This window comes from Pseudomonas sp. BIGb0164 (assembly GCF_024810135.1).
GTDB lineage: Bacteria > Pseudomonadota > Gammaproteobacteria > Pseudomonadales > Pseudomonadaceae > Aquipseudomonas.
In genome coordinates this window covers 78,730-98,208 of record NZ_JANUEA010000011.1, presented here as the reverse complement: position 1 = coordinate 98,208, position 19,479 = coordinate 78,730, and the positions used below count along the sequence as shown (strand labels likewise).

Genomic DNA, 19,479 nt, shown 5'->3' with positions numbered 1-19,479 from the left:
GATACGGGGTTGGCTACAATGAGGCGCGCTTGCACCCCCGCCCTAAAGACCGCCCGTGGCGTTGAAGCCAACCCCCAGCACCGTTAACACCGACAGCGGCAACAGCAGCGTGTCGAGCAGCGCGCTGGCTGGCAGATCGACATGGGGATAGCTCGGCGCCTCGGCACCAAACCGATCCTTGGCGCAGCAGCCACCATTGATCGCATACAAGTCCAGCCGCGTACCGGCATACACCACCGGTGCACCGGATTGCGCGGCGTCCAAGGTGCGAGCGGTCGCGCAGCCGGCGAGTTGCAGCGCCAGCACTACCATCAAGAGTTTATTCATCGCTGCTCAAATGGTGTTCGCCCCAACGTGGCAGCATGTCCTGAGGGATGTTCAGCAGGTTGAGAATGCGCGCCACCACAAAGTCCACCAGGTCATCGATGGTCTGCGGCTGGTGATAGAAGCCCGGCGATGCCGGCAAAATGGTCACGCCCATGTTCGACAGCTTGAGCATGTGCTCCAGGTGAATGCTCGAATAAGGCGCTTCACGTGGCACCAGGATCAACTGGCGACGCTCCTTGAGGGTCACGTCCGCCGCGCGCTCGATCAGGTTGTTGCACGCACCGGTGGCAATCGCCGACAACGTGCCGGTGGAACACGGCACCACCACCATCGCCGCCGGTGCGCCAGAGCCCGAGGCCACCGGCGACATCCAGTCTTCCTTGCCGTAAACCCGGATCTGCCCCGCCGCCGCACCGGTGTACTCGGTGAGGAAGGCCTGCATCATCTGTACCTTGGCCGGCAGCGCGACGTCGGTCTCGGTGGCCAGCACCAATTGCGCGGCCTTGGAGATCAAGAAATGCACCTCGCGGTCTTCGCGCACCAGGCAATCGAGCAGGCGCAACCCATAAGGTGCGCCCGATGCGCCGGTCATCGCCAGGGTGACGCGTTCCGGCCCGCTCATTTCAGCGCCTCGGCCAACTTGCCATGCAGGCCGCCGAAGCCGCCGTTGCTCATGACCACTACGTGAGTGCCCGGCTTGGCCTGCTGCTTGACGTGCTCGATGATGCCTTCGATGGAATCGCACACCGTGGACGGCACCGTACACCGCGCGGCAATGCCCGGCAGGTCCCAGCCGAGGTTGGCCGGTGCGTACCAGACAGCCTCGTTGGCATCGTTGACGCTTTCCGGCAAACCATCGCGGTGCGCGCCCAGCTTCATGGAGTTGGAACGCGGCTCGATGATCGCAATGATCGGCGCATCGCCCACCTGCTTGCGCAGGCCATCCAGGGTGGTGGCAATCGCCGTCGGATGGTGGGCAAAGTCGTCGTAGATCGTAATGCCATTCACCTCGGCGACTTTTTCCATGCGGCGTTTCACGCTCTTGAAGGCGCTCAACGCGGCAATGCCCATGGACGGCACAACGCCCACATGCCGCGCGGCGGCAAGAGTCACCAGCGCGTTGGCCACGTTGTGCTGGCCGGTCATGCCCCACTCGACAATGCCCTGGGGCTCGCCCTCAAACAGCACTTCGAATCTGGAGCCGTCTTCGCTGAGCAGCTTGACCTGCCACTGCCCGCCCGCGCCGGTGGTTTGCACCGGGGTCCAGCAGCCCATCTCGATCACCCGCTGCAAGGCGGGCTCGGTGGTCGGATGGATCACCAGGCCTTCGCTGGGAATGGTGCGCACCAGGTGGTGGAACTGCCGCTCGATGGCCGGCAGATCGGGGAAGATGTCGGCGTGATCGAACTCCAGATTGTTCAGGATCGCGGTGCGTGGGCGGTAGTGAACGAACTTGGAACGTTTGTCGAAGAAGGCACTGTCGTATTCATCGGCTTCGATCACAAAAAACGGTGTGTCGCCCAAGCGCGCCGACACCGAGAAATTCTGCGGCACGCCGCCAATCAGGAAGCCCGGGCTCATGCCGGCATGCTCCAGCACCCAGGCCAGCATGCTGCTGGTAGTGGTCTTGCCATGGGTGCCGGCAACGGCGAGTACCCAACGGCCTTGCAGCACGTGATCGGCCAGCCACTGCGGGCCAGACACATAAGGCAAACCTTTGTTGAGCACATATTCGACCGCTGGGTTGCCCCGCGACATGGCATTGCCGATCACCACCAGGTCCGGCACCGGGTCGAACTGCGACGGGTCGTAGCCTTGGGTCAACTCAATGCCCTGGGCCTGCAACTGCGTGCTCATGGGCGGGTAGACGTTGGCATCGGAGCCGGTGACGTGATGGCCCAGTTCTTTGGCCAGAACCGCCATCGAGCCCATGAAAGTGCCGCAGATACCAAGAATATGAATGTGCATAGTCGACCTCGTAAAACATCGAGGCAGGTTAGCGCAGGGCGGGGGAAATCGCACTCTTTAGGTGTCGGGCGGCGGCCCCGGAAGGCCGCCTGGAACATCAGGCCGTCGAGGTTTCGCCGGGTGTTTCCTTGGGTAGTTCTGTCTCCTTCAATACGATCAACTTGCCGATGAACTTGTTCACCGCTTCAAAACGCTTGTCCAGGTGCGTCAGGCGAACCGCGTCAGTGAGAGGCGAGGTGCCCGCCGGCACCGCGAAGGGGCGGAAAATCATGTCATTGTCCTCTCCGATCAGTTTCAGCTTCTTTTCAGCCACCTCGTACAACCCCTCCAAGGTATTCAGACGTTCGTTCGGAGTGGCAGAAACCTGCTCCATCATGCGCAGGGCGGGCGCATCCGTCCCCTGACGTATCGCCCTGATGTTGTTCGCCACCACTTCGATCCGAAGCTCGGCCAATTTCAGGTGTGCCTCCACCTGAGCGGAATCCGGTACTGGCGCGCCCCCGCCCACTTGGGTACTCGGCGCCGGGCCGTGAATAGGTGGCAGTATGGGCGTTTGCGAGGCGAATTGACCCTTGATCGCCTCCCCGGTCCAGGCCGAGCCTGCGTACGTTGCAATGCTCAACGGTGCACTCACCAGGCCGTTGATACCCGCGTTGACAAAGGCATCCCGGGCCACCGTGCCCAGCTTGGGCTCGTTGGCGAACACGCCAGCCTTGTGCAGGCGGTCTGCAACGATCAGGTTCTGCGTGACATCCGCCAGGGTTTTCGGGGCCACGTGGCTCTGGGAGGGCAGCGTACGCGGACCGGGCGTACCGGTGAGGGTTGCCGAGATTTCCTTGAAGTTGTCCCGCGCGGTCCTTGCGGGAGGCTTGGGGCTCCCAGGCGGAACGGGCGGGCGAGTCGACACGACACTGGGCGTACGTAGCGGAGTCGACGGTGCGCGTCGGAATGGATTGGAAACAATCCCGCGCTTGCTGCGTGTGTGTCCACCCTGGGTTTCTTCATGGGCGAACGTTTCAGGCGCGGCGGGTTCTGTCTGCGGATGGGCGGGCGATGACTCAGAATGGTGGAGCGTCGACGGAGGCAGACCTGTGATACGCATAATCTTCACCTTGATGACTTCTGATACGGATAGGGAGTTAAAGCCGGTAATCCGAGGCCAGGCTGAATGCCGACCTCATCTACTGCGTCTTTGAAAACCGCTATCGGGTTCCAGAAAATCAGCGCCCCACGATAAACCCGAGTCATCGCACGGCAGGCAAAACTCGCCTCCTACTCGCCCAACTGAATAAACGACAACCCGTTAACACTCCTGGCGCAATGGGCGGGCGATTCCATATTTGCGCAGCTTTCTATAAAGCGTGTTTCGACTGACACCCAGCGCGACGGCGGTCTGGCTCATATGCCAATGCTGCTGAGCCAAGGTGGCCAACAATGCTCCTCGCTCTGCGGCCCCCAGCGACGAGTCAGCCTGGGTTGTTGCAGTGCCCGCCGTCACGCTGAGTGACTGGCGAAGCGCCACCGGCAAGTCCTCACACCGCACGCAACCGTCCATGCACAACGCAACCACGGTGCGCAGCACCATGCGCATCTGCCGCACATTGCCTGGCCAGGCAAACGCCAGCAGCGCTTGGCGCGCGGAGGGCTCAAGGGTGACTGCTTGATCGCCCGCCTCCTCGGCCAGCAGAAAATCCAGCAACTGGGGCTTGTCGGCACGGTCGCGCAAGGCCGGCAACGGAATTTCCAGACCGTTGAGCCGGTAATACAAGTCTTCGCGAAAGCTGCCGTCGCCCACGCGCTCCAGCAGATTACGGTGAGTCGCGCTGATGATCCTGACGTTGACGGCTTGCGGCTCGCCGCCAATGGGCACCACCAGCCGGTCCTCCAGTACCCTTAATAGGCGGGTCTGCAAGGCCAGGGGCATGTCGCCGATTTCATCGAGGAACAACGTGCCACCATCGGCCTGCTGCAACTTGCCTTGCATGCCTTCCTTGCGGGCACCGGTGAAACTGCCACCGCGATAGCCGAACAATTCGCTCTCGATCAGGCTTTCAGGGATGGCCGCGCAGTTGAGCGCCACAAAGGGCTTGTCGGCCCGTTGGCTGGCCTGGTGCACAGCCTTGGCGAAGGCCTCCTTGCCGGAACCGGTTTCGCCATTGATCAACAGCGGTACGTCGCGTTCGAACACCCGCAGCGCCTTGCTGAAATCCTGTTGCAAAGCGGGGTCGCCCAGGCAGATGCCGGGCAGGCGTGGCCGCTCCACGGCAACCGGCTTGGCGATGGGCACGGGGGCTGGGAGCGCTTGCCCGCGCAATGCCGCAAACAAATGCCGGCCATCGCGGGTGCGCAGCGGCCAACTGGCCGTGGCATTGGCGCTGGCGCGGCCGAGCAATTGGTCCAGGGAACAGTCGAAAAACGCTTCCACCGGTTGCCCCAGCAAACCGCCGCGCAGTTGTCCCAGCAGGTTCAGTGCACTTTGGTTCACGGCGCAGATTCGCCCCTCACCGTCGAACGCCAGCAGCCCTTCGCTGAACAAGCCCACCGACTCGGCCTGCAAATGAAAACGCAGCAGCCAGTGGTGTTCGAAGTGACGCAGGAAGTAGCAGCTCTCGATCATCTTCGCCGACAGGTTGACCAGCGCCATGGTATGGAACTGGCTCTGGCGCGACACCGCCTCGCGGGCAGAGGACACGTCCAGCACGGCCAGCAGTTCGCCATGGGGATCGAACACCGGGCTGGCCGAACAGGTCAGCCCGGTATGCCGGCCACGAAAGTGTTCATCACGGTGAATGGTCAGGGACTGGCGCTCCACCAGGCAGGTGCCGATGCCGTTGGTGCCCTCGCACGCCTCGCTCCAATCGGCGCCCAGCCACAGCCCGGCGCGTTCGAAGATCTTGCGCTCGGACGGCGCGGTGACACAGTTGAGGATCACGCCCCGCGCATCGGTCAGCAACACCGCATGGCCGGCGCCCGAGAGTTGCTGGTGCAGGCTGTTCATCTCACTGCCGGCAATGTGCAGCACCTGTTGCAGGCGCTCGCGGCTTTCCAGCAGGCGGCCATGTTCAAGCACGGTGGGGGCAATGGTTTGCGCAGGGTCCAGGTGGTAGTCCTCCAGGCAACGCAGCCAGGAGCGGGCGATGGAGGGATCGCTGGAAGGGTCGCGACCATGGGCCACGGTGAGGACTTGCTGGGCATGGCGACTGAAATGATCGTTGTGCATTTCTTATTATTCTCCCTGCGTGAGAACGCCCAGCATCCCCCAGGCCTCCAGCCATTGCAATCCCGGGCAGACTCACCGGTCACCGGCTGTACCAAAGGTGGCACAAACTGTCACACCGCCTGTACCACCCTTGGCACAGCAACGCCTTGCAACAAACCCTAAACCCTTGATTTACCTGGCCCGCAAAGCAGTGGCCCAACCTTTGCTCTACGCTTTATAACGCGCTCGTTGCGCTGCACTCCCAATAAACATAAGAGCCAGGAGATACCTACCATGCGTTACGCACACCCCGGTACTGAAGGCGCCATCGTTTCGTTCAAGGCCAAGTACGGCAACTACATCGGTGGCGAATTCGTTGCGCCGGTCGATGGCAACTATTTCACCAACACCTCGCCGGTCAACGGCAAGCCCATCGCAGAATTCCCTCGCTCCACGGCCAAAGACATCGACAAGGCGCTGGACGCCGCCCACGCCGCCGCCGACGCCTGGGGCAAGACCTCGGCCCAGGACCGCTCGCTGGTGCTGCTGAAAATCGCCGACCGCATTGAACAGAACCTCGAACTGCTGGCCATCACCGAAACCTGGGACAACGGCAAGGCCGTGCGTGAAACCCTTAACGCGGACATCCCGCTGGCCGCCGACCACTTCCGCTACTTCGCCGGTTGCATCCGCGCCCAGGAGGGCACCAGCGCCGAGATCAACGAACACACCGCCTCGTACCACTTCCACGAGCCGCTGGGTGTAGTGGGCCAGATCATCCCGTGGAACTTCCCGCTGCTGATGGCCGCCTGGAAACTCGCCCCGGCCCTGGCGGCGGGCAACTGCGTGGTGCTCAAGCCTGCCGAGCAAACCCCGCTGGGCATCAACGTGCTGCTGGAAGTAATCGGTGACCTGCTGCCACCGGGCGTGCTGAACGTGGTGCACGGTTTCGGCAAAGAAGCCGGCGAAGCCCTGGCTACCAGCAAGCGCATCGCCAAGATTGCCTTCACCGGCTCCACGCCGGTGGGCTCGCACATCATGCATGCGGCGGCCGAGAACATTATTCCGTCCACCGTTGAGCTGGGCGGCAAGTCGCCGAACATTTTCTTCGACGACATCATGAAGGCCGAGCCGTCCTTCATTGAGAAAGCCGCTGAAGGCCTGGTGCTGGCGTTCTTCAACCAGGGCGAAGTGTGCACCTGCCCGTCCCGCGCGCTGGTGCAGGAGTCGATCTACCCCGAGTTCATGAAAGTGGTCATGAAGAAGATCGAGTCGATCAAACGCGGCGACCCGCTGGACACCGACACCATGGTCGGCGCCCAGGCGTCCGAGCAGCAATTCGACAAGATCCTGTCCTACCTGGAAATCGCCAAGGGCGAAGGCGCGCAACTGCTCACCGGTGGCAAGGTCGAGAAGCTCGAAGGCGACATGGCGGGCGGGTATTACATCCAGCCAACCCTGCTCAAGGGCACCAACGAAATGCGCGTGTTCCAGGAAGAAATCTTCGGCCCAGTGGTGAGCATCACCACCTTCAAGGACGAAGCCGAAGCCCTGGCGATTGCCAACGACACCGAGTTCGGCCTGGGCGCCGGCGTGTGGACCCGCGACATCAACCGCGCCTACCGCATGGGCCGGGCGATCAAGGCCGGCCGCGTGTGGACCAACTGCTACCACCTGTACCCGGCACATGCCGCGTTCGGGGGTTACAAGAAGTCCGGCGTGGGCCGTGAGACCCACAAGATGATGTTGGATCACTACCAGCAGACCAAGAACCTGCTGGTGAGCTACGACATTAATCCGTTGGGTTTCTTCTAACTGACAACCCGCTCCCACATTTGAAATGCACTACCTAATGTGGGAGCGGGCTTGCTCGCTCCCACAGTTAGATCTCTACAAGTACTTGCGAAATGCATTCGGCCCATAGATGCCGAATTAAAAACAATAACAACGGACGGTACTTTCCCATGCCTAGCGAACCGACTGGCTCTTCTGTCGACTTCGAAAAAGTTGACTCCCACTACTTCCAACAACGCGAACTTAAAAAAGGCGCCGCCGGCTGGGTACTGCTGGTAGGCCTTGGCGTTGCCTACGTCATCTCCGGCGACTATGCCGGTTGGAACTTCGGCCTGGCCCAAGGCGGCTGGGGTGGGATGTTCCTCGCCACATTGCTGATGGCCACCATGTACCTGTGCATGTGTTTTTCCCTGGCCGAACTGTCTTCCATGATTCCTACCGCCGGTGGTGGCTACGGCTTTGCCCGCAGCGCCTTTGGCCCCTGGGGCGGGTTCCTCACGGGCACCGCCATCCTGATCGAATACGCCATCGCCCCCGCCGCCATCGCGGTGTTTATCGGCGCCTACTGTGAGTCGCTGTTCGGCATCGGCGGTTGGATGATCTACCTGGCGTTCTACATCATCTTTATCGGCATCCACATCTTCGGCGTCGGTGAAGCCTTGAAGCTGATGTTTGTGATTACCGCGATTGCAGCGATTGCCCTGGGCGTGTTCCTGGTGTCGATGGTGCCGCACTTCAACGTGGCCAACCTGCTGGACATTCCAGTGACCGAAGCCAAGGGCGCCAGCACCTTCCTGCCGTTCGGTTATGTCGGCGTGTGGGCAGCGATTCCCTACGCCATCTGGTTTTTCCTGGCGGTAGAAGGCGTGCCCCTGGCCGCCGAAGAAACCAAGAACCCCAAGCGCGACCTGCCCCGCGGCCTGATCGGCGCCATTGTAGTGCTGACCAGTTTTGCCCTGTTGATCCTGGTGATTGCACCGGGCGGCGCCGGCACCTATGCGCTGGTCAAATCCGGCAACCCGCTGGTGGAAGCGCTGGCCTTGTCCTACGGCGGTTCAACGTGGATGGGCGGCTTCGTCAACCTGGTGGGCCTGGCCGGCCTGATCGCCAGCTTTTTCTCGATCATCTACGCCTATTCGCGGCAGATCTTCGCCTTGTCCCGCGCGGGCTACCTGCCGCGCAAACTGTCCCAGACCAACAAGAGCAAGGCACCCGTACTGGCCCTGGTAATCCCCGGCATCATTGGCTTTGGCCTGTCGCTGACCGGCCAGGGCGACCTGCTGATTCTGGTGGCGGTGTTTGGCGCGACCATTTCCTACGTGCTGATGATGGCCGCGCACATCACCCTGCGTATCCGTCGCCCCAAAATGGAGCGTCCGTACCGCACACCAGGCGGCATCTTCACTTCCGGCATCGCCTTGGTACTGGCCTGCGTGGCCGTGGTGGCGGGCTTTCTGGTGGACCCACGGGTGGTGATTGGCGCCGCGATCATCTATGGAGTATTAATTGCTTACTTTGCTTTCTACAGCCGGCATCACTTGGTAGCAGGCACGCCCGAAGAGGAATTCGCGGCGATCCAGGCCGCAGAGGCCGCCTTGCACTGAATGCCGTAAACCTCGACGCAGGCCGCTGCCTGCGTCGTCAAGGAGACACTGTATGGCAAGCTTTTCCCACGCGGTAGGCGCTCAAACCTACCGCTTCGACAGCCTCAAGGACGTGATGGCCAAGGCCAGCCCCGCACGTTCCGGGGACTTCCTGGCCGGCGTCGCCGCGCAGAACGACGGCGAGCGGGTGGCGGCGCAGATGGCGCTGGCGAATATCCCGCTCAAGCACTTCCTCGAAGAAGCGCTGATCCCCTATGAAAGCGATGAAGTCACCCGCCTGATCATCGACACCCACGATAAACAGGCGTTTGCAGTGGTCAGCCACCTGACCGTCGGCGGCCTGCGCGACTGGCTGCTCAGCGACGCGGCCGACGAACATTCCCTACGCGCCTTGGCGCCAGGGCTGACACCGGAAATGGCCGCCGCCGTGTCCAAGATCATGCGCGTGCAGGACCTGGTGCTGGTGGCGCAAAAGATCCGCGTGGTCACGCAGTTTCGCGGCACGATGGGCCTGCGCGGGCGTTTATCCACGCGCCTGCAACCCAACCACCCCACGGACGAACCGGCCGGCATCGCCGCGAGCATTCTCGACGGCCTGCTGTACGGCAACGGCGACGCCATGATCGGCATCAACCCGGCCACCGACAGCATCGCGTCGATCTGCGCCATGCTGGAGATGCTCGACGCGATCATCCAGCGCTATGAGATCCCGACCCAGGCGTGCGTGCTGACCCACGTCACCACCTCGATCGAGGCGATCAACCGCGGCGTGCCGCTGGACCTGGTGTTCCAGTCGATTGCCGGCACTGAAGCGGCCAACGCCAGTTTCGGCATCAGCCTGAGCGTGCTGCAGGAAGGTTACGAGGCGGGCTTGAGCCTCAAGCGCGGCACGCTGGGCCAGAACCTGATGTATTTCGAAACCGGCCAAGGCAGCGCCTTGTCGGCCAACGCGCACTTTGGCGTCGACCAGCAAACCTGCGAAACCCGCGCCTACGCGGTCGCCCGACATTTCAAGCCGTTTCTGGTGAATACGGTCGTAGGCTTTATCGGCCCCGAGTACCTGTACAACGGCAAGCAGATCATCCGCGCCGGCCTTGAAGACCACTTCTGCGGCAAGCTGCTGGGCGTGCCGATGGGCTGCGACATCTGCTACACCAACCATGCCGAGGCCGACCAGGACGACATGGACACCCTGCTGACCCTGCTGGGGGTGGCCGGGATCAACTTCATCATGGGCATCCCGGGCTCCGATGACATCATGCTCAACTACCAGACCACCTCGTTCCACGACGCTTTATACGCCCGCCAAACATTGGGTTTAAAGCCGGCGCCGGAGTTTGAACAGTGGCTGGCCAAAATGGGCATTTTCACGCAAGCCGACGGCAAGGTGCAGTTTGGCAACAGCCTGCCACCAGCCTTCCGCCAAGCCTTGGCGCAACTGGGATGAAGGAGCCGCCCGTGCAACTCGACCTGCCTGACAACCCGTGGCTGGAATTGCGCCGCCTGACCCCGGCGCGCATTGCCCTGGGCCGCACCGGCACCAGCATCCCCACCAGCGCACAGCTGGACTTCCAGTTTGCCCACGCCCAAGCGCGGGACGCAGTGCATTTGCCCTTCGACCATGCCGGCCTCAGCAGCCAGTTGGCCGAGCGCGGGCGCGACAGCCTGTTGCTGCACAGTGCCGCCACTGACCGTCACATGTACCTGCAACGCCCGGATCTGGGGCGGCGCTTGAGCGATGAGTCGGCCCAGTTGCTGCGTGATCATGCGTCGGCCAATCCGGGCGGCGTGGACTTGGCGGTGGTGGTCGCCGATGGCCTGTCGGCACTGGCGGTGCATAAACACACCTTGCCGTTTCTGACACGCCTGGAGGAACAGAGCAGCGCCGACGGTTGGTCCTTGTCGCCGGTTGTTTTGGTGGAACAGGGCCGCGTGGCGGTGGCGGATGAAGTGGGCCAGCTGCTGGGGGCCAAGATGACCGTCATTCTGATCGGCGAACGGCCGGGGCTCAGTTCGCCGGACAGCCTAGGCCTGTATTTCACCTACAACCCCAAGGTCGGCCTCACCGATGCCTACCGCAATTGCATCTCCAATGTGCGCCTGGAAGGCCTGAGCTACGGCATGGCCGCCCATCGCCTGCTTTACTTGATGCGAGAGGCGTGTCGTCGGCAGCTGTCGGGGGTCAATCTCAAGGACGAGGCGCAGGTTCAGACCATCGAATCGGATGATCCTGACCTGATGAAAGGCAATTTCCTGCTCAGTTCACCGGATGACTGATTGCCGCACGATTGCGCTTTTTCGCGCCATTAGGCAGCATCGAGTCACGGCCGCTTGTGTGGTCATCCCCCCTTTGGAAGTTGAGGCCTGGCATGCGGATTACTCAAGCGACCCTGGAACACCTGGACCTGTTGACCCCGCTGTTCGTCAAATACCGTGAGTTTTATGGTGCCCTGCCCTTCCCGGACTCGTCGCGGGCCTTTCTGGAAAAGCGCCTGCGCCGCAAGGAGTCGGTGATCTACCTGGCCCTGGCCGATGATGACGACAAGAAGCTGCTCGGCTTTTGCCAGCTGTACCCGAGCTTTTCGTCGCTGTCGCTCAAGCGTGTGTGGATCCTCAACGACATCTACGTGGCCGAGGACGCCCGCCGCCAACTGGTGGCAGACAACCTGATGCGCACGGCGAAGAAAATGGCCAAGGAAACCCACGCGGTACGGCTGCGGGTGTCGACCAGCAGTGACAACGAAGTGGCGCAGAAGACGTACGAGTCAATCGGGTTTCGCGAAGACACGGAGTTCAAGAACTACGTGTTGCCAATCAGCGAGGACTGAAGCCCATACCGCCTATCCTATGGGGAACGGGCTTGTGTGGGAGCTGGCTTGCCTGCGATGGCATCACCTCGGTCTCACTGATACACCGAGGTGCCCGCATCGCAGGCAAGCCAGCTCCCACAATTGAACACTCGATAACATTCAGACCTTAGCCCATCGTCTACACGACATCCCCCGCTACAAAACCAACACGCTTTTCACGGCTCAATCCGTATAATGCGGACCTCTCAGGGTTGTAAGAATTGCGACATAGACTTGTAGCCTTATTTCCCGACGCCCCCGCACAGGCCTGCTGAGCCGGGCCATTCACACAGGTGCCATCCATGGATTTCAACCCGCTTGACCTTATCCTGCATCTCGACGTGTATCTCGATACGCTGGTGAGGAATTACGGCGTGTGGATCTACGCCATCCTGTTCCTGGTGATTTTTTGCGAGACCGGCCTGGTGGTCATGCCGTTCCTGCCGGGTGATTCGTTGCTGTTCATCGCCGGCGCCATTGCCGCGGGCGGCGGCATGGACCCGATCCTGTTGGGCGGCCTGTTGATGTTGGCGGCGATCCTCGGGGACAGCACCAACTATGTGATAGGCCGAACGGCCGGAGAACGGCTGTTCAGCAACCCGAACTCGAAAATCTTCCGCCGCGACTACCTGCAGAAGACCCACGACTTCTACGACAAGCACGGCGGCAAAACCGTGACCCTGGCGCGCTTCCTGCCAATCCTGCGCACCTTCGCCCCGTTCGTCGCCGGCATCGCCAAAATGCCTTACCCGCGCTTCTTCGGCTTCAGCGTGTTCGGCACCATCATCTGGGTCGGCGGCCTGGTGACCCTGGGCTACTTCTTCGGCAACGTGCCGTTCATCAAGAAAAACCTGTCGCTGCTGGTGGTGTTCATCATCCTGCTGTCCCTGGTGCCGATGATCATTGGCGTGGCCCGCAGCCGCTTTGGCCGCACCTCTTCCGAAGCCAAGTCGCAGTAAGCGCACGATGTGGTCCCTCAGCGCCTGGCGTCGCCGGCGCCTGCTGGCCAAGCACCCGATTGCCGAGGACACCTGGCAGCGGGTGCGCCACCACCTGACCTTCCTCGACGGCATCAGCGCCGAGCAGGACCAGTGGCTGCGCGAAGCCTGCGTGGTATTCCTCGCCGAAAAACACCTCACCGCCCTGCCCGGCGTCGAGCTGCACCAGGAACAACGCCTGCTGCTCGCCGCCCAGGCACAACTGCCGCTGATGAACCTGGGCGACCTCGACTGGTATCAGGGTTTCCACGAAATCGTGCTGTACCCCGACGACTTCCTGAGCCCCCAGCGCCATCGCGACAGCAGCGGCATCGAACACGAATGGGACGGCGAACACAGCGGCGAAGCCTGGCAACAGGGCCCGGTGATCCTGGCCTGGCCCGGCGTGCTAGCAAGCGGCCAGTGGGAAGGCTACAACCTGGTCATTCACGAACTGGCCCACAAGCTGGACATGCTCAACGGCGATGCCAACGGCCTGCCGCCGCTGCACAGCGACATGCGCGTGCAAGAGTGGGCCAGCGTGATGCAAAGCGCCTACGACGACCTCAATCGCCAGCTCGACGCCAACCCGGACGCTGAAACCGAGATCGACCCCTACGCCGCCGAAAACCCGGCCGAGTTCTTTGCGGTCACCAGCGAATATTTCTTCAGCGCCCCGGATTTACTGGTCAACCATTATCCACAGGTGTACGCGCAGCTCAGCCGCTTTTACCGCCAGGATCCCCTGGCCCGCCTGACTCAGCTGCAAGCCAGCGACGCACGGTACCGGACTGAACCCCAGGCGCCGTACGACGTCTGACGCATGGCATCGGCATCAGAATGTGCCTATAATCGCCGCCACTTTTAGGCCAATCCGGCCATGTTTCATGGCCAATTAACGGGGGCAACGCCCAATGAGCTACAGCAAGATTCCGGCTGGCAAAGACCTGCCGAACGACATCTACGTCGCCATCGAGATTCCGGCCAACCACGCGCCGATCAAATACGAAATCGACAAAGACAGCGATTGCCTGTTCGTTGACCGTTTCATGGCCACCCCAATGTTCTACCCGGCCAACTACGGTTTCATCCCAAACACCTTGGCCGACGACGGTGACCCCCTCGACGTGCTGGTCGTAACCCCTTACCCGGTTGCGCCAGGCTCGGTGATCCGCGCACGTCCAGTCGGCATCCTGAACATGACCGACGACGGCGGCGGCGATGCCAAGGTTATCGCGGTACCACACGACAAGCTGTCCCAGCTGTACGTGGACGTGAAGGAATACACCGACCTGCCGCCACTGTTGCTGGAGCAGATCAAGCACTTCTTCGAGAACTACAAAGACCTCGAAAAAGGCAAATGGGTGAAGATCGACGGTTGGGGCAACGCAGACGCCGCCCGCGCCGAGATCCTGAAGTCGGTCGCTGCCTACAAAGGCTGATACCCGCTCCTCATTGCCCCGGCAATAAAAAAAAGCCCCGATCATTCGGGGCTTTTTTTGTGGGAAAAATTAAACGACAAGTTCAAAAACTTATAGATCTCGTTTAGTTTCCCTTTGAATCCGGCGCATCGAACTACAACTAAGTAAAAACCTACAAGCGCAACTCAACGCATGGTTTATTTGATCTGTTTTCCCGGTCAGTAAGCTCTGCGTTTATGAATACATCAGGTGATCGTTTAAAAGCGCTATTACGGGAAGTTCACCTTTCCGCCTCCGACTTCGCCAAGAACCGCGGCGTCACGCCCCAACACGTGAACAACTGGTTCAAGCGCGGCGTGCCCATGGGCCGACTCAACGAGATCGCAGAACTGCTGTGCATCTCCAGCCGTTGGCTACGCACCGGCGAAGGCCCCAAGCACCCACCGGCCAACTTCCTGCTGGAAGGCCCGGACACCCGAAAAGGACTGACCAACACCCGCGAAGGACGCGGTAAATACCTCGCAGACCCAGCCTGCCCTCCGGAAAAAACCGACGTGGAAATCGACCTCCACCCTTCCTTCACCTCCAGCGAACGCATCCGCGTCTCCCAACACACCCTCGACACCCTCACCGTAAACCCCGACCGCGCCCTAGGCGCCTACATGGTCGACAACAGCATGATCGACATCATCCAACAAGGCGCAACCCTTGCCATCGACCGAGGCCGCACCCAAATCATCGACGGCGAAATCTACGCCGTAGAACACGACGGCATGCTGCGCATCAAATACCTCTACAACCGCCCAGGCGGCGGCCTGCGCATGCGCAGCCACAACGCCAGCGAACACCCCGACGAATACCTCACCTACGAACAACGCTTCGAGCAGAACTTCCAGATCGTGGGTTGGGTGTTCTGGTGGTCCACCCTGAATAACCGCCGCCCACCCGTGCCGCTGGATGAGCATTTATTGGGCTGGGAAGGCTCTAAATCGGATCCGGAGGTGGGCATTTGAGGTGAATGTGGGTATCATGCGGCCCACATTTGGCAGGGGGTAGCTTTACGCTACCCACCCTGCTCGGCGAAGCGGAGGAGTTCCCGCGGATGCCCTTACTATTCAGCCCGACGCAACGTGGGCTGAGCGATTTGAAGGCTGGTGAGGTTTGTCAAAAACAAGCTGAAGCAGTCCCCGAGAAGCCGGCCACAAGCCGGCTTTTTAATGCCCGAAATAATCCCTACTAACTTCCTCAATCCAATATCAAATGCGGCAAAAACCGGCTCGAATCCTTGGTAATCAAACTATTGTCCTCCCGCACCCCAATCCCCGCCGCCTGGTCCCCAATCACCCAAGACCCAATCAGCGTATAGCTGTCCCCAAACTTCGGCAGCGGCGCAAATTCCTGCAGGATGAACGGCGCATCGGTGTAAGGCCCGTCCTCTTTGACGATCAGCCCGTCCGCCGTTTGCAGTTCGATGTTCGCCCCTTCCCGTGAGAAGAATGGCTTGCGCACCCAGCCTTTCGGCACGGCTTTGCCCGGGTCGGTATCCAGGTGTGCCGCGAGTAAGTTGGGGTGGCCTTTGTTGAATTCCCACAGCAGCGGCAGGATGCCTTTGTTGGAGAGGATGGATTTCCACGCCGGTTCGAAGAACTGTGTGTCGCTCTGGGCGATCGCGGTGCCGAAGGGTTCGTGGAAGATGAATTCCCAGGCGTGCAGTTTGAACAGGTGGGGGATCCAGCGATCTTCGAGGTCGACGAAGCGGCCTTCGGCGGTGAGGCCGATGTCTTCGATGTCGATGTGGCGGGACTCGATGCCGACTTTTTCGGCGACGAGGCGCAGGTAGTCGGTGGTGCCTTTGTCTTCGACCGAGTCTTTCATCGAGGCGAAGTAGAACGGTTGGTTGATCTGCAGTTGGGCGAAGGCCTGGTGCAGTTTGGTGTCGATGCTGTTGAACTGGTCGGCGTGTTTGGGCAGCAGCCCGCGTTCGATGCATTGTTCCAGCCAGCCCCATTGGAACGCGGCGGCTTCGTAGAGGCTGGTGGGGGTGTCGTAGTTGAGTTCGAGCAGTTTGGCGGGGCCGGTGCCGTTGTAGGAGAAGTCCATGCGCCCGTACAGGTGCGGGTGGCCTTCACGCCATGAGGTGCGGATCATGTCGTAGAACGGCGCGGGGATGCTCAGGCGTTCCAGCAGTTCTTCGCTCTCGACCACGCGGGCGACGAGGTCCATGCACATGTCATGGATCTCGGTGGTCGGGTCTTCCAGGTCGTGCTCGATTTGCTGGAGCGTGAACTGGTAGTACGCGCTTTCGTCCCAGTAGGGTTCGTCGTCGATGGTGTGGAACAGAAAGCCGAGGCTGTCGGCGGTCTGTTTCCAGTCGTGACGTTCTGCGCAGTGGATTTTCTTCATGGCTCGCCTTCCTTAACTGCTCGACCCGCCGCCGCCCCAGCCGCTGCGTGCGCTGGCCTTGCTGCCGAAGCCGCCACGGGAGGTGGCCGATGCAACGGTGCTGGATTTGTTGGAGGTGCGCAGCGTGTTCGAGTAGTTGCTGCTGCCGTAGCGGGCCTGGTTCGAGCGGCTGAAGGTCGAGCCTTTGGAGACGCGCTGGCTGAGCGTTGAAGAACCGTAGTCGCCACGGTCATCGCGGTAGCGGTAAACCGGCTCGGAGCGGTAGCTGTTGCGATTGTTGCTGAGCATGTTGCCGATCAGCAGACCGGTCAGCAGGCTGCTGGTGGAGAAGCCCGAACCACCGTTGTTGGCTTGCGCGCCGCCGACTTGGGCGTTGGCCGCGTCGACCTGGGACTGTGTCACCCGACCTTCGGCGGTCAGTTCAAAACCGCCCAACCGGGGGATGAATTTGCCGGTGGAATCCTGCTGGCACCAGTCGGCGACAAAGTCGGCATCGCAATCGGCCTGGTTGTCGTACACCGGCGCAATGCGGCGGTGTTCGGCCATGGCGGTCATGTAGGCGTCCGAGCAGACGTCCACCGGCAGTTTCTCATCGGCGCATTGCTGCACCGACTGGAAGTTGTACTTCTTCTGCAAATCGTAGGTTTTTTCCGTCGGCCCACAGCCGGATATCGCCATGGCGACCGACGCTGCCAGCGACAGCTGGACGTACTTGCTTCGTTTCATCGGGAGCTCCGTGGGCGATCAGTTCGAGGTTGGCGTCATGCACGCGGCATTCAACATGCCGACGCTGATGGCCACGGCCGCCACGTAGATACCGGCCGCCAGCTCGCCGTTCTTGATGCGCTCGGACGTGCCTTTGAGCACCAGGCTGGTCAGCAGGAACGCCAGCAGTTGCACAACCGCCGCGATCACCGCCCAGACGACGAAATCGAGGAGGCTGATCGAGTAGGCGATCACGTTGCTGGCCGGAATGGCGAAGCCGACGATGGCGCCGCCCAGGGCGACCGCCGCAGACACGTTGCCCGCACGGATCAGCTCGAACTCTTTGTGCGGGGTGATGCGGGTGTAGAGGAACTGGAACAGCACGAACAGTACAGCGGCCCCGAGGATGTAGAGGACAAACCCGAGCACGGCGGCTTTGTTCAGGGAGATGGAGAGAGCTTCTAGCATGAATGGCTTCCTTGTTTAGAGCGCGGTCAGGTCGGTTGTGTACAGCGAAATGCCCAGCGACGTGCTCAGGCTGATGGTGCCTTCGGCGTCTTCTTCGACGGAAAACAGCAGGAACTCGCGGCGGTCCGTCAGGCCGGTGTCACGGGCGTATAGCATCGAACGGTGCTCGACGCTGTAGGCTTCTTCGGGATTGACCACGTGCTCGGTCATCGCCACCAGCTCGGTCTGACCGGCTTCGCTGCCCCACACGCGGGTGAATTCGACGCCGTTGTGGGTGTAGGTCGGCAGCCCGATCGGGCTTTGCGGGCCGGCCAGCCGGCGCAGTTCCGCTTCGCTGCTGAGGGTGACGTAGCTCAGGTAGTTGAACAGGATCACCGACTCCACCTGCCCGGCGATTTCGCCGGTGGTGTGCACTTGCAGCCAGTAGTCTTCGTCGTTCATGTAGTAGCGCGACAGCCAGGTCGATTGCCCGAGGTCGAGGGTGCCGTTGCTCCAGATTTCCTGGGAGCCGGGAATGACCACCGAGGTTTTCTCGTCGAGCAGCAATTTGAGGCTGGAGTCGAACATCACGCCTTTGCCCGGTGCCAGGCCCAGCGGGCCGGCGCTCGGCAAGGTTTGGCCGGCCGCCTGGTGCGACTCAGGACGCGCGTTCGGGGCTTCAAGCCCCATCAACTGTTTAAACCATCCCATTGGAAATGTCCTTGAGGCGGGTGGAGGCGATGTAGAAGAGTTCGCCGCCCTCGACGCGCGTGGCGCTGGGCGGGTTGATCGAAGGTTGCTGGGCGCCTTTGGCGCGGTAGCCGATGAGCGTGGCGTTGTGATGCTCCTTCATGCGGCTGTACAGGTCGCCGAAGGTGGCTTCGAAGGCCTCGGGCAATTTCATCAGGTATTGGGTGGCGCCTTGGCCCACGCACAACAACTCATTGATGACGACTGACGAGCCCGGGTCCTGGGAAGCACGCACCAACATCTCGATGGCCATGCTTGAGGTGCATTCCAAACGCGGCGCGTAGGAGCTGGCGAGCGCGGCGATTTCACTTTCATTGAAGTGGGCGACCACATGGCCGACAGGGCTCAGTTGATTCACCGCCAGCACGGTGGCCAGTGTCAGGTCGTCCGACGGGGTTCGCACCAGCACCCGTTCGGCGCCGGGCACACCCGCACGCAGCAATAACGCGGTGGACGACAGGCTTTCACCGCGGATGAACGCCGCCTTGCCGGGCATGGGGTTTTCATCGAGAGTGCAATCGCAAATGACGATCAGGTTGTCATTCGAGGTTTCGTCTTGCAGCAACAACTCGATGACCCGCTCGCTGGGCGCACCTTCCCAGCCGATGAGCACCGTGTGACCGACCTTGCCGGTGAAATCGCCTTTGCCCTTCATGCCTTTTCTCCATGCATCGATGACACTGCTGGTGGTTTTGCCGATGGCCGCCGTCAGCAGCGCAATCCCGCCGAGCATGATCCAGGCGGCCACGAACACCCGCCCTGCCGAGGTCTGCGGCGCGAGGTCGCCATAACCGACGGTGAGTGTGGTGGTGAGGTAGAAGTAAATAAACGTGGCGAGCGTGGTGAGGTGCTGTTCGCCTAGAAGCACCAGGCCCAAATAAGCGGTGCTCAGGTGCACGCCCAGGGCGATGACCAGACCTGCCCAGCCGAAACGGTGAAAGAGGGAGGAGGCGTATAGACGCAACAAAAGAAAAATCGACATTTTGCCCCTGATTCCCTGGGTAGTTGCCATCGCCTCGACGCCTGGATGCTCCA

19 protein-coding genes are annotated in these 19,479 nt (G+C 61.4%); 9 read left to right on the top strand and 10 right to left on the bottom strand.

Annotation, left to right across the window (positions count from 1 at the left end):
• Positions 1 to 42: 42 nt before the first annotated feature.
• The 5 genes from M2394_RS26135 to M2394_RS26115 all read right to left on the bottom strand — a co-directional run bounded on the left by M2394_RS26135 (position 43) and on the right by M2394_RS26115 (position 5,515).
• Entirely contained in the window at positions 43 to 327 is a 285-nt protein-coding gene (locus M2394_RS26135) for a YceK/YidQ family lipoprotein (RefSeq protein WP_178919377.1), read from the bottom strand.
• Complete coding sequence (ubiX, locus tag M2394_RS26130; RefSeq protein ID WP_071485426.1) at positions 320 to 949, bottom strand: flavin prenyltransferase UbiX; 630 nt, start codon at positions 947 to 949, stop codon at positions 320 to 322. Before ubiX ends, M2394_RS26135 begins: the two co-directional genes overlap by 8 nt.
• The gene (gene mpl, locus M2394_RS26125; RefSeq protein WP_178919375.1) at positions 946 to 2,295 is read right to left on the bottom strand and encodes a UDP-N-acetylmuramate:L-alanyl-gamma-D-glutamyl-meso-diaminopimelate ligase; all 1,350 of its coding nucleotides are present in this window, start codon (positions 2,293 to 2,295) and stop codon (positions 946 to 948) included. The genes ubiX and mpl overlap by 4 nt, the downstream gene beginning before the upstream one ends.
• 97 nt (positions 2,296 to 2,392) lie before the next feature.
• Positions 2,393 to 3,070: a hypothetical protein gene (locus M2394_RS26120; protein WP_259175094.1), complete on the bottom strand. Its 678-nt coding sequence runs from the start codon at positions 3,068 to 3,070 to the stop codon at positions 2,393 to 2,395.
• Between the two features lie 528 nt (positions 3,071 to 3,598).
• The gene (locus M2394_RS26115; protein WP_259175093.1) at positions 3,599 to 5,515 is read right to left on the bottom strand and encodes a sigma-54-dependent Fis family transcriptional regulator; all 1,917 of its coding nucleotides are present in this window, start codon (positions 5,513 to 5,515) and stop codon (positions 3,599 to 3,601) included.
• Positions 5,516 to 5,788: 273 nt separating this feature from the next.
• Here M2394_RS26115 and M2394_RS26110 point away from each other — a divergent pair, with 273 nt between their 5' ends.
• The 9 genes from M2394_RS26110 (at position 5,789) to M2394_RS26070 (ending at position 15,152) form a co-directional block, all read left to right on the top strand.
• The gene (locus M2394_RS26110) at positions 5,789 to 7,309 is read left to right on the top strand and encodes an aldehyde dehydrogenase family protein (RefSeq protein ID WP_176998548.1); all 1,521 of its coding nucleotides are present in this window, start codon (positions 5,789 to 5,791) and stop codon (positions 7,307 to 7,309) included.
• 149 nt (positions 7,310 to 7,458) lie between these two features.
• On the top strand, positions 7,459 to 8,892 hold the full coding sequence (gene eat / locus M2394_RS26105; RefSeq protein ID WP_176998549.1) for an ethanolamine permease: 1,434 nt from the start codon (positions 7,459 to 7,461) through the stop codon (positions 8,890 to 8,892).
• A gap of 52 nt (positions 8,893 to 8,944) precedes the next feature.
• Positions 8,945 to 10,339, top strand: coding sequence for an ethanolamine ammonia-lyase subunit EutB (locus tag M2394_RS26100; protein ID WP_178919371.1), 1,395 nt, complete (start codon positions 8,945 to 8,947; stop codon positions 10,337 to 10,339).
• Complete coding sequence (gene eutC, locus M2394_RS26095; protein ID WP_178919369.1) at positions 10,336 to 11,169, top strand: ethanolamine ammonia-lyase subunit EutC; 834 nt, start codon at positions 10,336 to 10,338, stop codon at positions 11,167 to 11,169. The genes M2394_RS26100 and eutC overlap by 4 nt, the downstream gene beginning before the upstream one ends.
• A 92-nt stretch (positions 11,170 to 11,261) precedes the next feature.
• Positions 11,262 to 11,720, top strand: coding sequence for an N-acetyltransferase (locus M2394_RS26090; RefSeq protein WP_017735604.1), 459 nt, complete (start codon positions 11,262 to 11,264; stop codon positions 11,718 to 11,720).
• 323 nt (positions 11,721 to 12,043) lie between these two features.
• Positions 12,044 to 12,700 carry a DedA family protein gene (locus M2394_RS26085; RefSeq protein ID WP_178919367.1) on the top strand — a complete coding sequence of 219 codons (657 nt, stop codon included), beginning with the start codon at positions 12,044 to 12,046 and terminating at the stop codon, positions 12,698 to 12,700.
• A gap of 7 nt (positions 12,701 to 12,707) precedes the next feature.
• Positions 12,708 to 13,538: a zinc-dependent peptidase gene (locus M2394_RS26080; RefSeq protein ID WP_259175091.1), complete on the top strand. Its 831-nt coding sequence runs from the start codon at positions 12,708 to 12,710 to the stop codon at positions 13,536 to 13,538.
• Between the two features lie 94 nt (positions 13,539 to 13,632).
• Positions 13,633 to 14,160 carry an inorganic diphosphatase gene (gene ppa, locus M2394_RS26075; protein ID WP_068579703.1) on the top strand — a complete coding sequence of 176 codons (528 nt, stop codon included), beginning with the start codon at positions 13,633 to 13,635 and terminating at the stop codon, positions 14,158 to 14,160.
• A gap of 215 nt (positions 14,161 to 14,375) precedes the next feature.
• A complete protein-coding gene (locus M2394_RS26070) occupies positions 14,376 to 15,152 on the top strand; it encodes a S24 family peptidase (RefSeq protein WP_259175089.1) in 777 nt (258 codons plus the stop codon).
• 232 nt (positions 15,153 to 15,384) lie between these two features.
• On the opposite strand, the gene M2394_RS26065 is transcribed toward M2394_RS26070, so the two are convergent.
• Genes M2394_RS26065 through M2394_RS26045 form a run of 5 tightly spaced genes read right to left on the bottom strand, consistent with a single transcriptional unit; the run spans position 15,385 to position 19,426 of the window.
• On the bottom strand, positions 15,385 to 16,542 hold the full coding sequence (locus M2394_RS26065; protein WP_259175088.1) for a glutathionylspermidine synthase family protein: 1,158 nt from the start codon (positions 16,540 to 16,542) through the stop codon (positions 15,385 to 15,387).
• A gap of 12 nt (positions 16,543 to 16,554) precedes the next feature.
• Positions 16,555 to 17,268 (bottom strand): DUF1190 domain-containing protein, encoded by a 714-nt coding sequence (locus M2394_RS26060; protein WP_259175087.1) that lies wholly within the window; start codon positions 17,266 to 17,268, stop codon positions 16,555 to 16,557.
• Positions 17,269 to 17,286: 18 nt separating this feature from the next.
• Positions 17,287 to 17,715, bottom strand: a complete 429-nt coding sequence (locus M2394_RS26055) for a DUF350 domain-containing protein (protein ID WP_178924304.1) — start codon at positions 17,713 to 17,715, stop codon at positions 17,287 to 17,289.
• A gap of 15 nt (positions 17,716 to 17,730) precedes the next feature.
• A complete protein-coding gene (locus M2394_RS26050; protein ID WP_259175085.1) occupies positions 17,731 to 18,405 on the bottom strand; it encodes a YjfK family protein in 675 nt (224 codons plus the stop codon).
• Complete coding sequence (locus M2394_RS26045; RefSeq protein WP_178924300.1) at positions 18,392 to 19,426, bottom strand: ion channel; 1,035 nt, start codon at positions 19,424 to 19,426, stop codon at positions 18,392 to 18,394. Before M2394_RS26045 ends, M2394_RS26050 begins: the two co-directional genes overlap by 14 nt.
• Positions 19,427 to 19,479 lie beyond the last annotated feature (53 nt).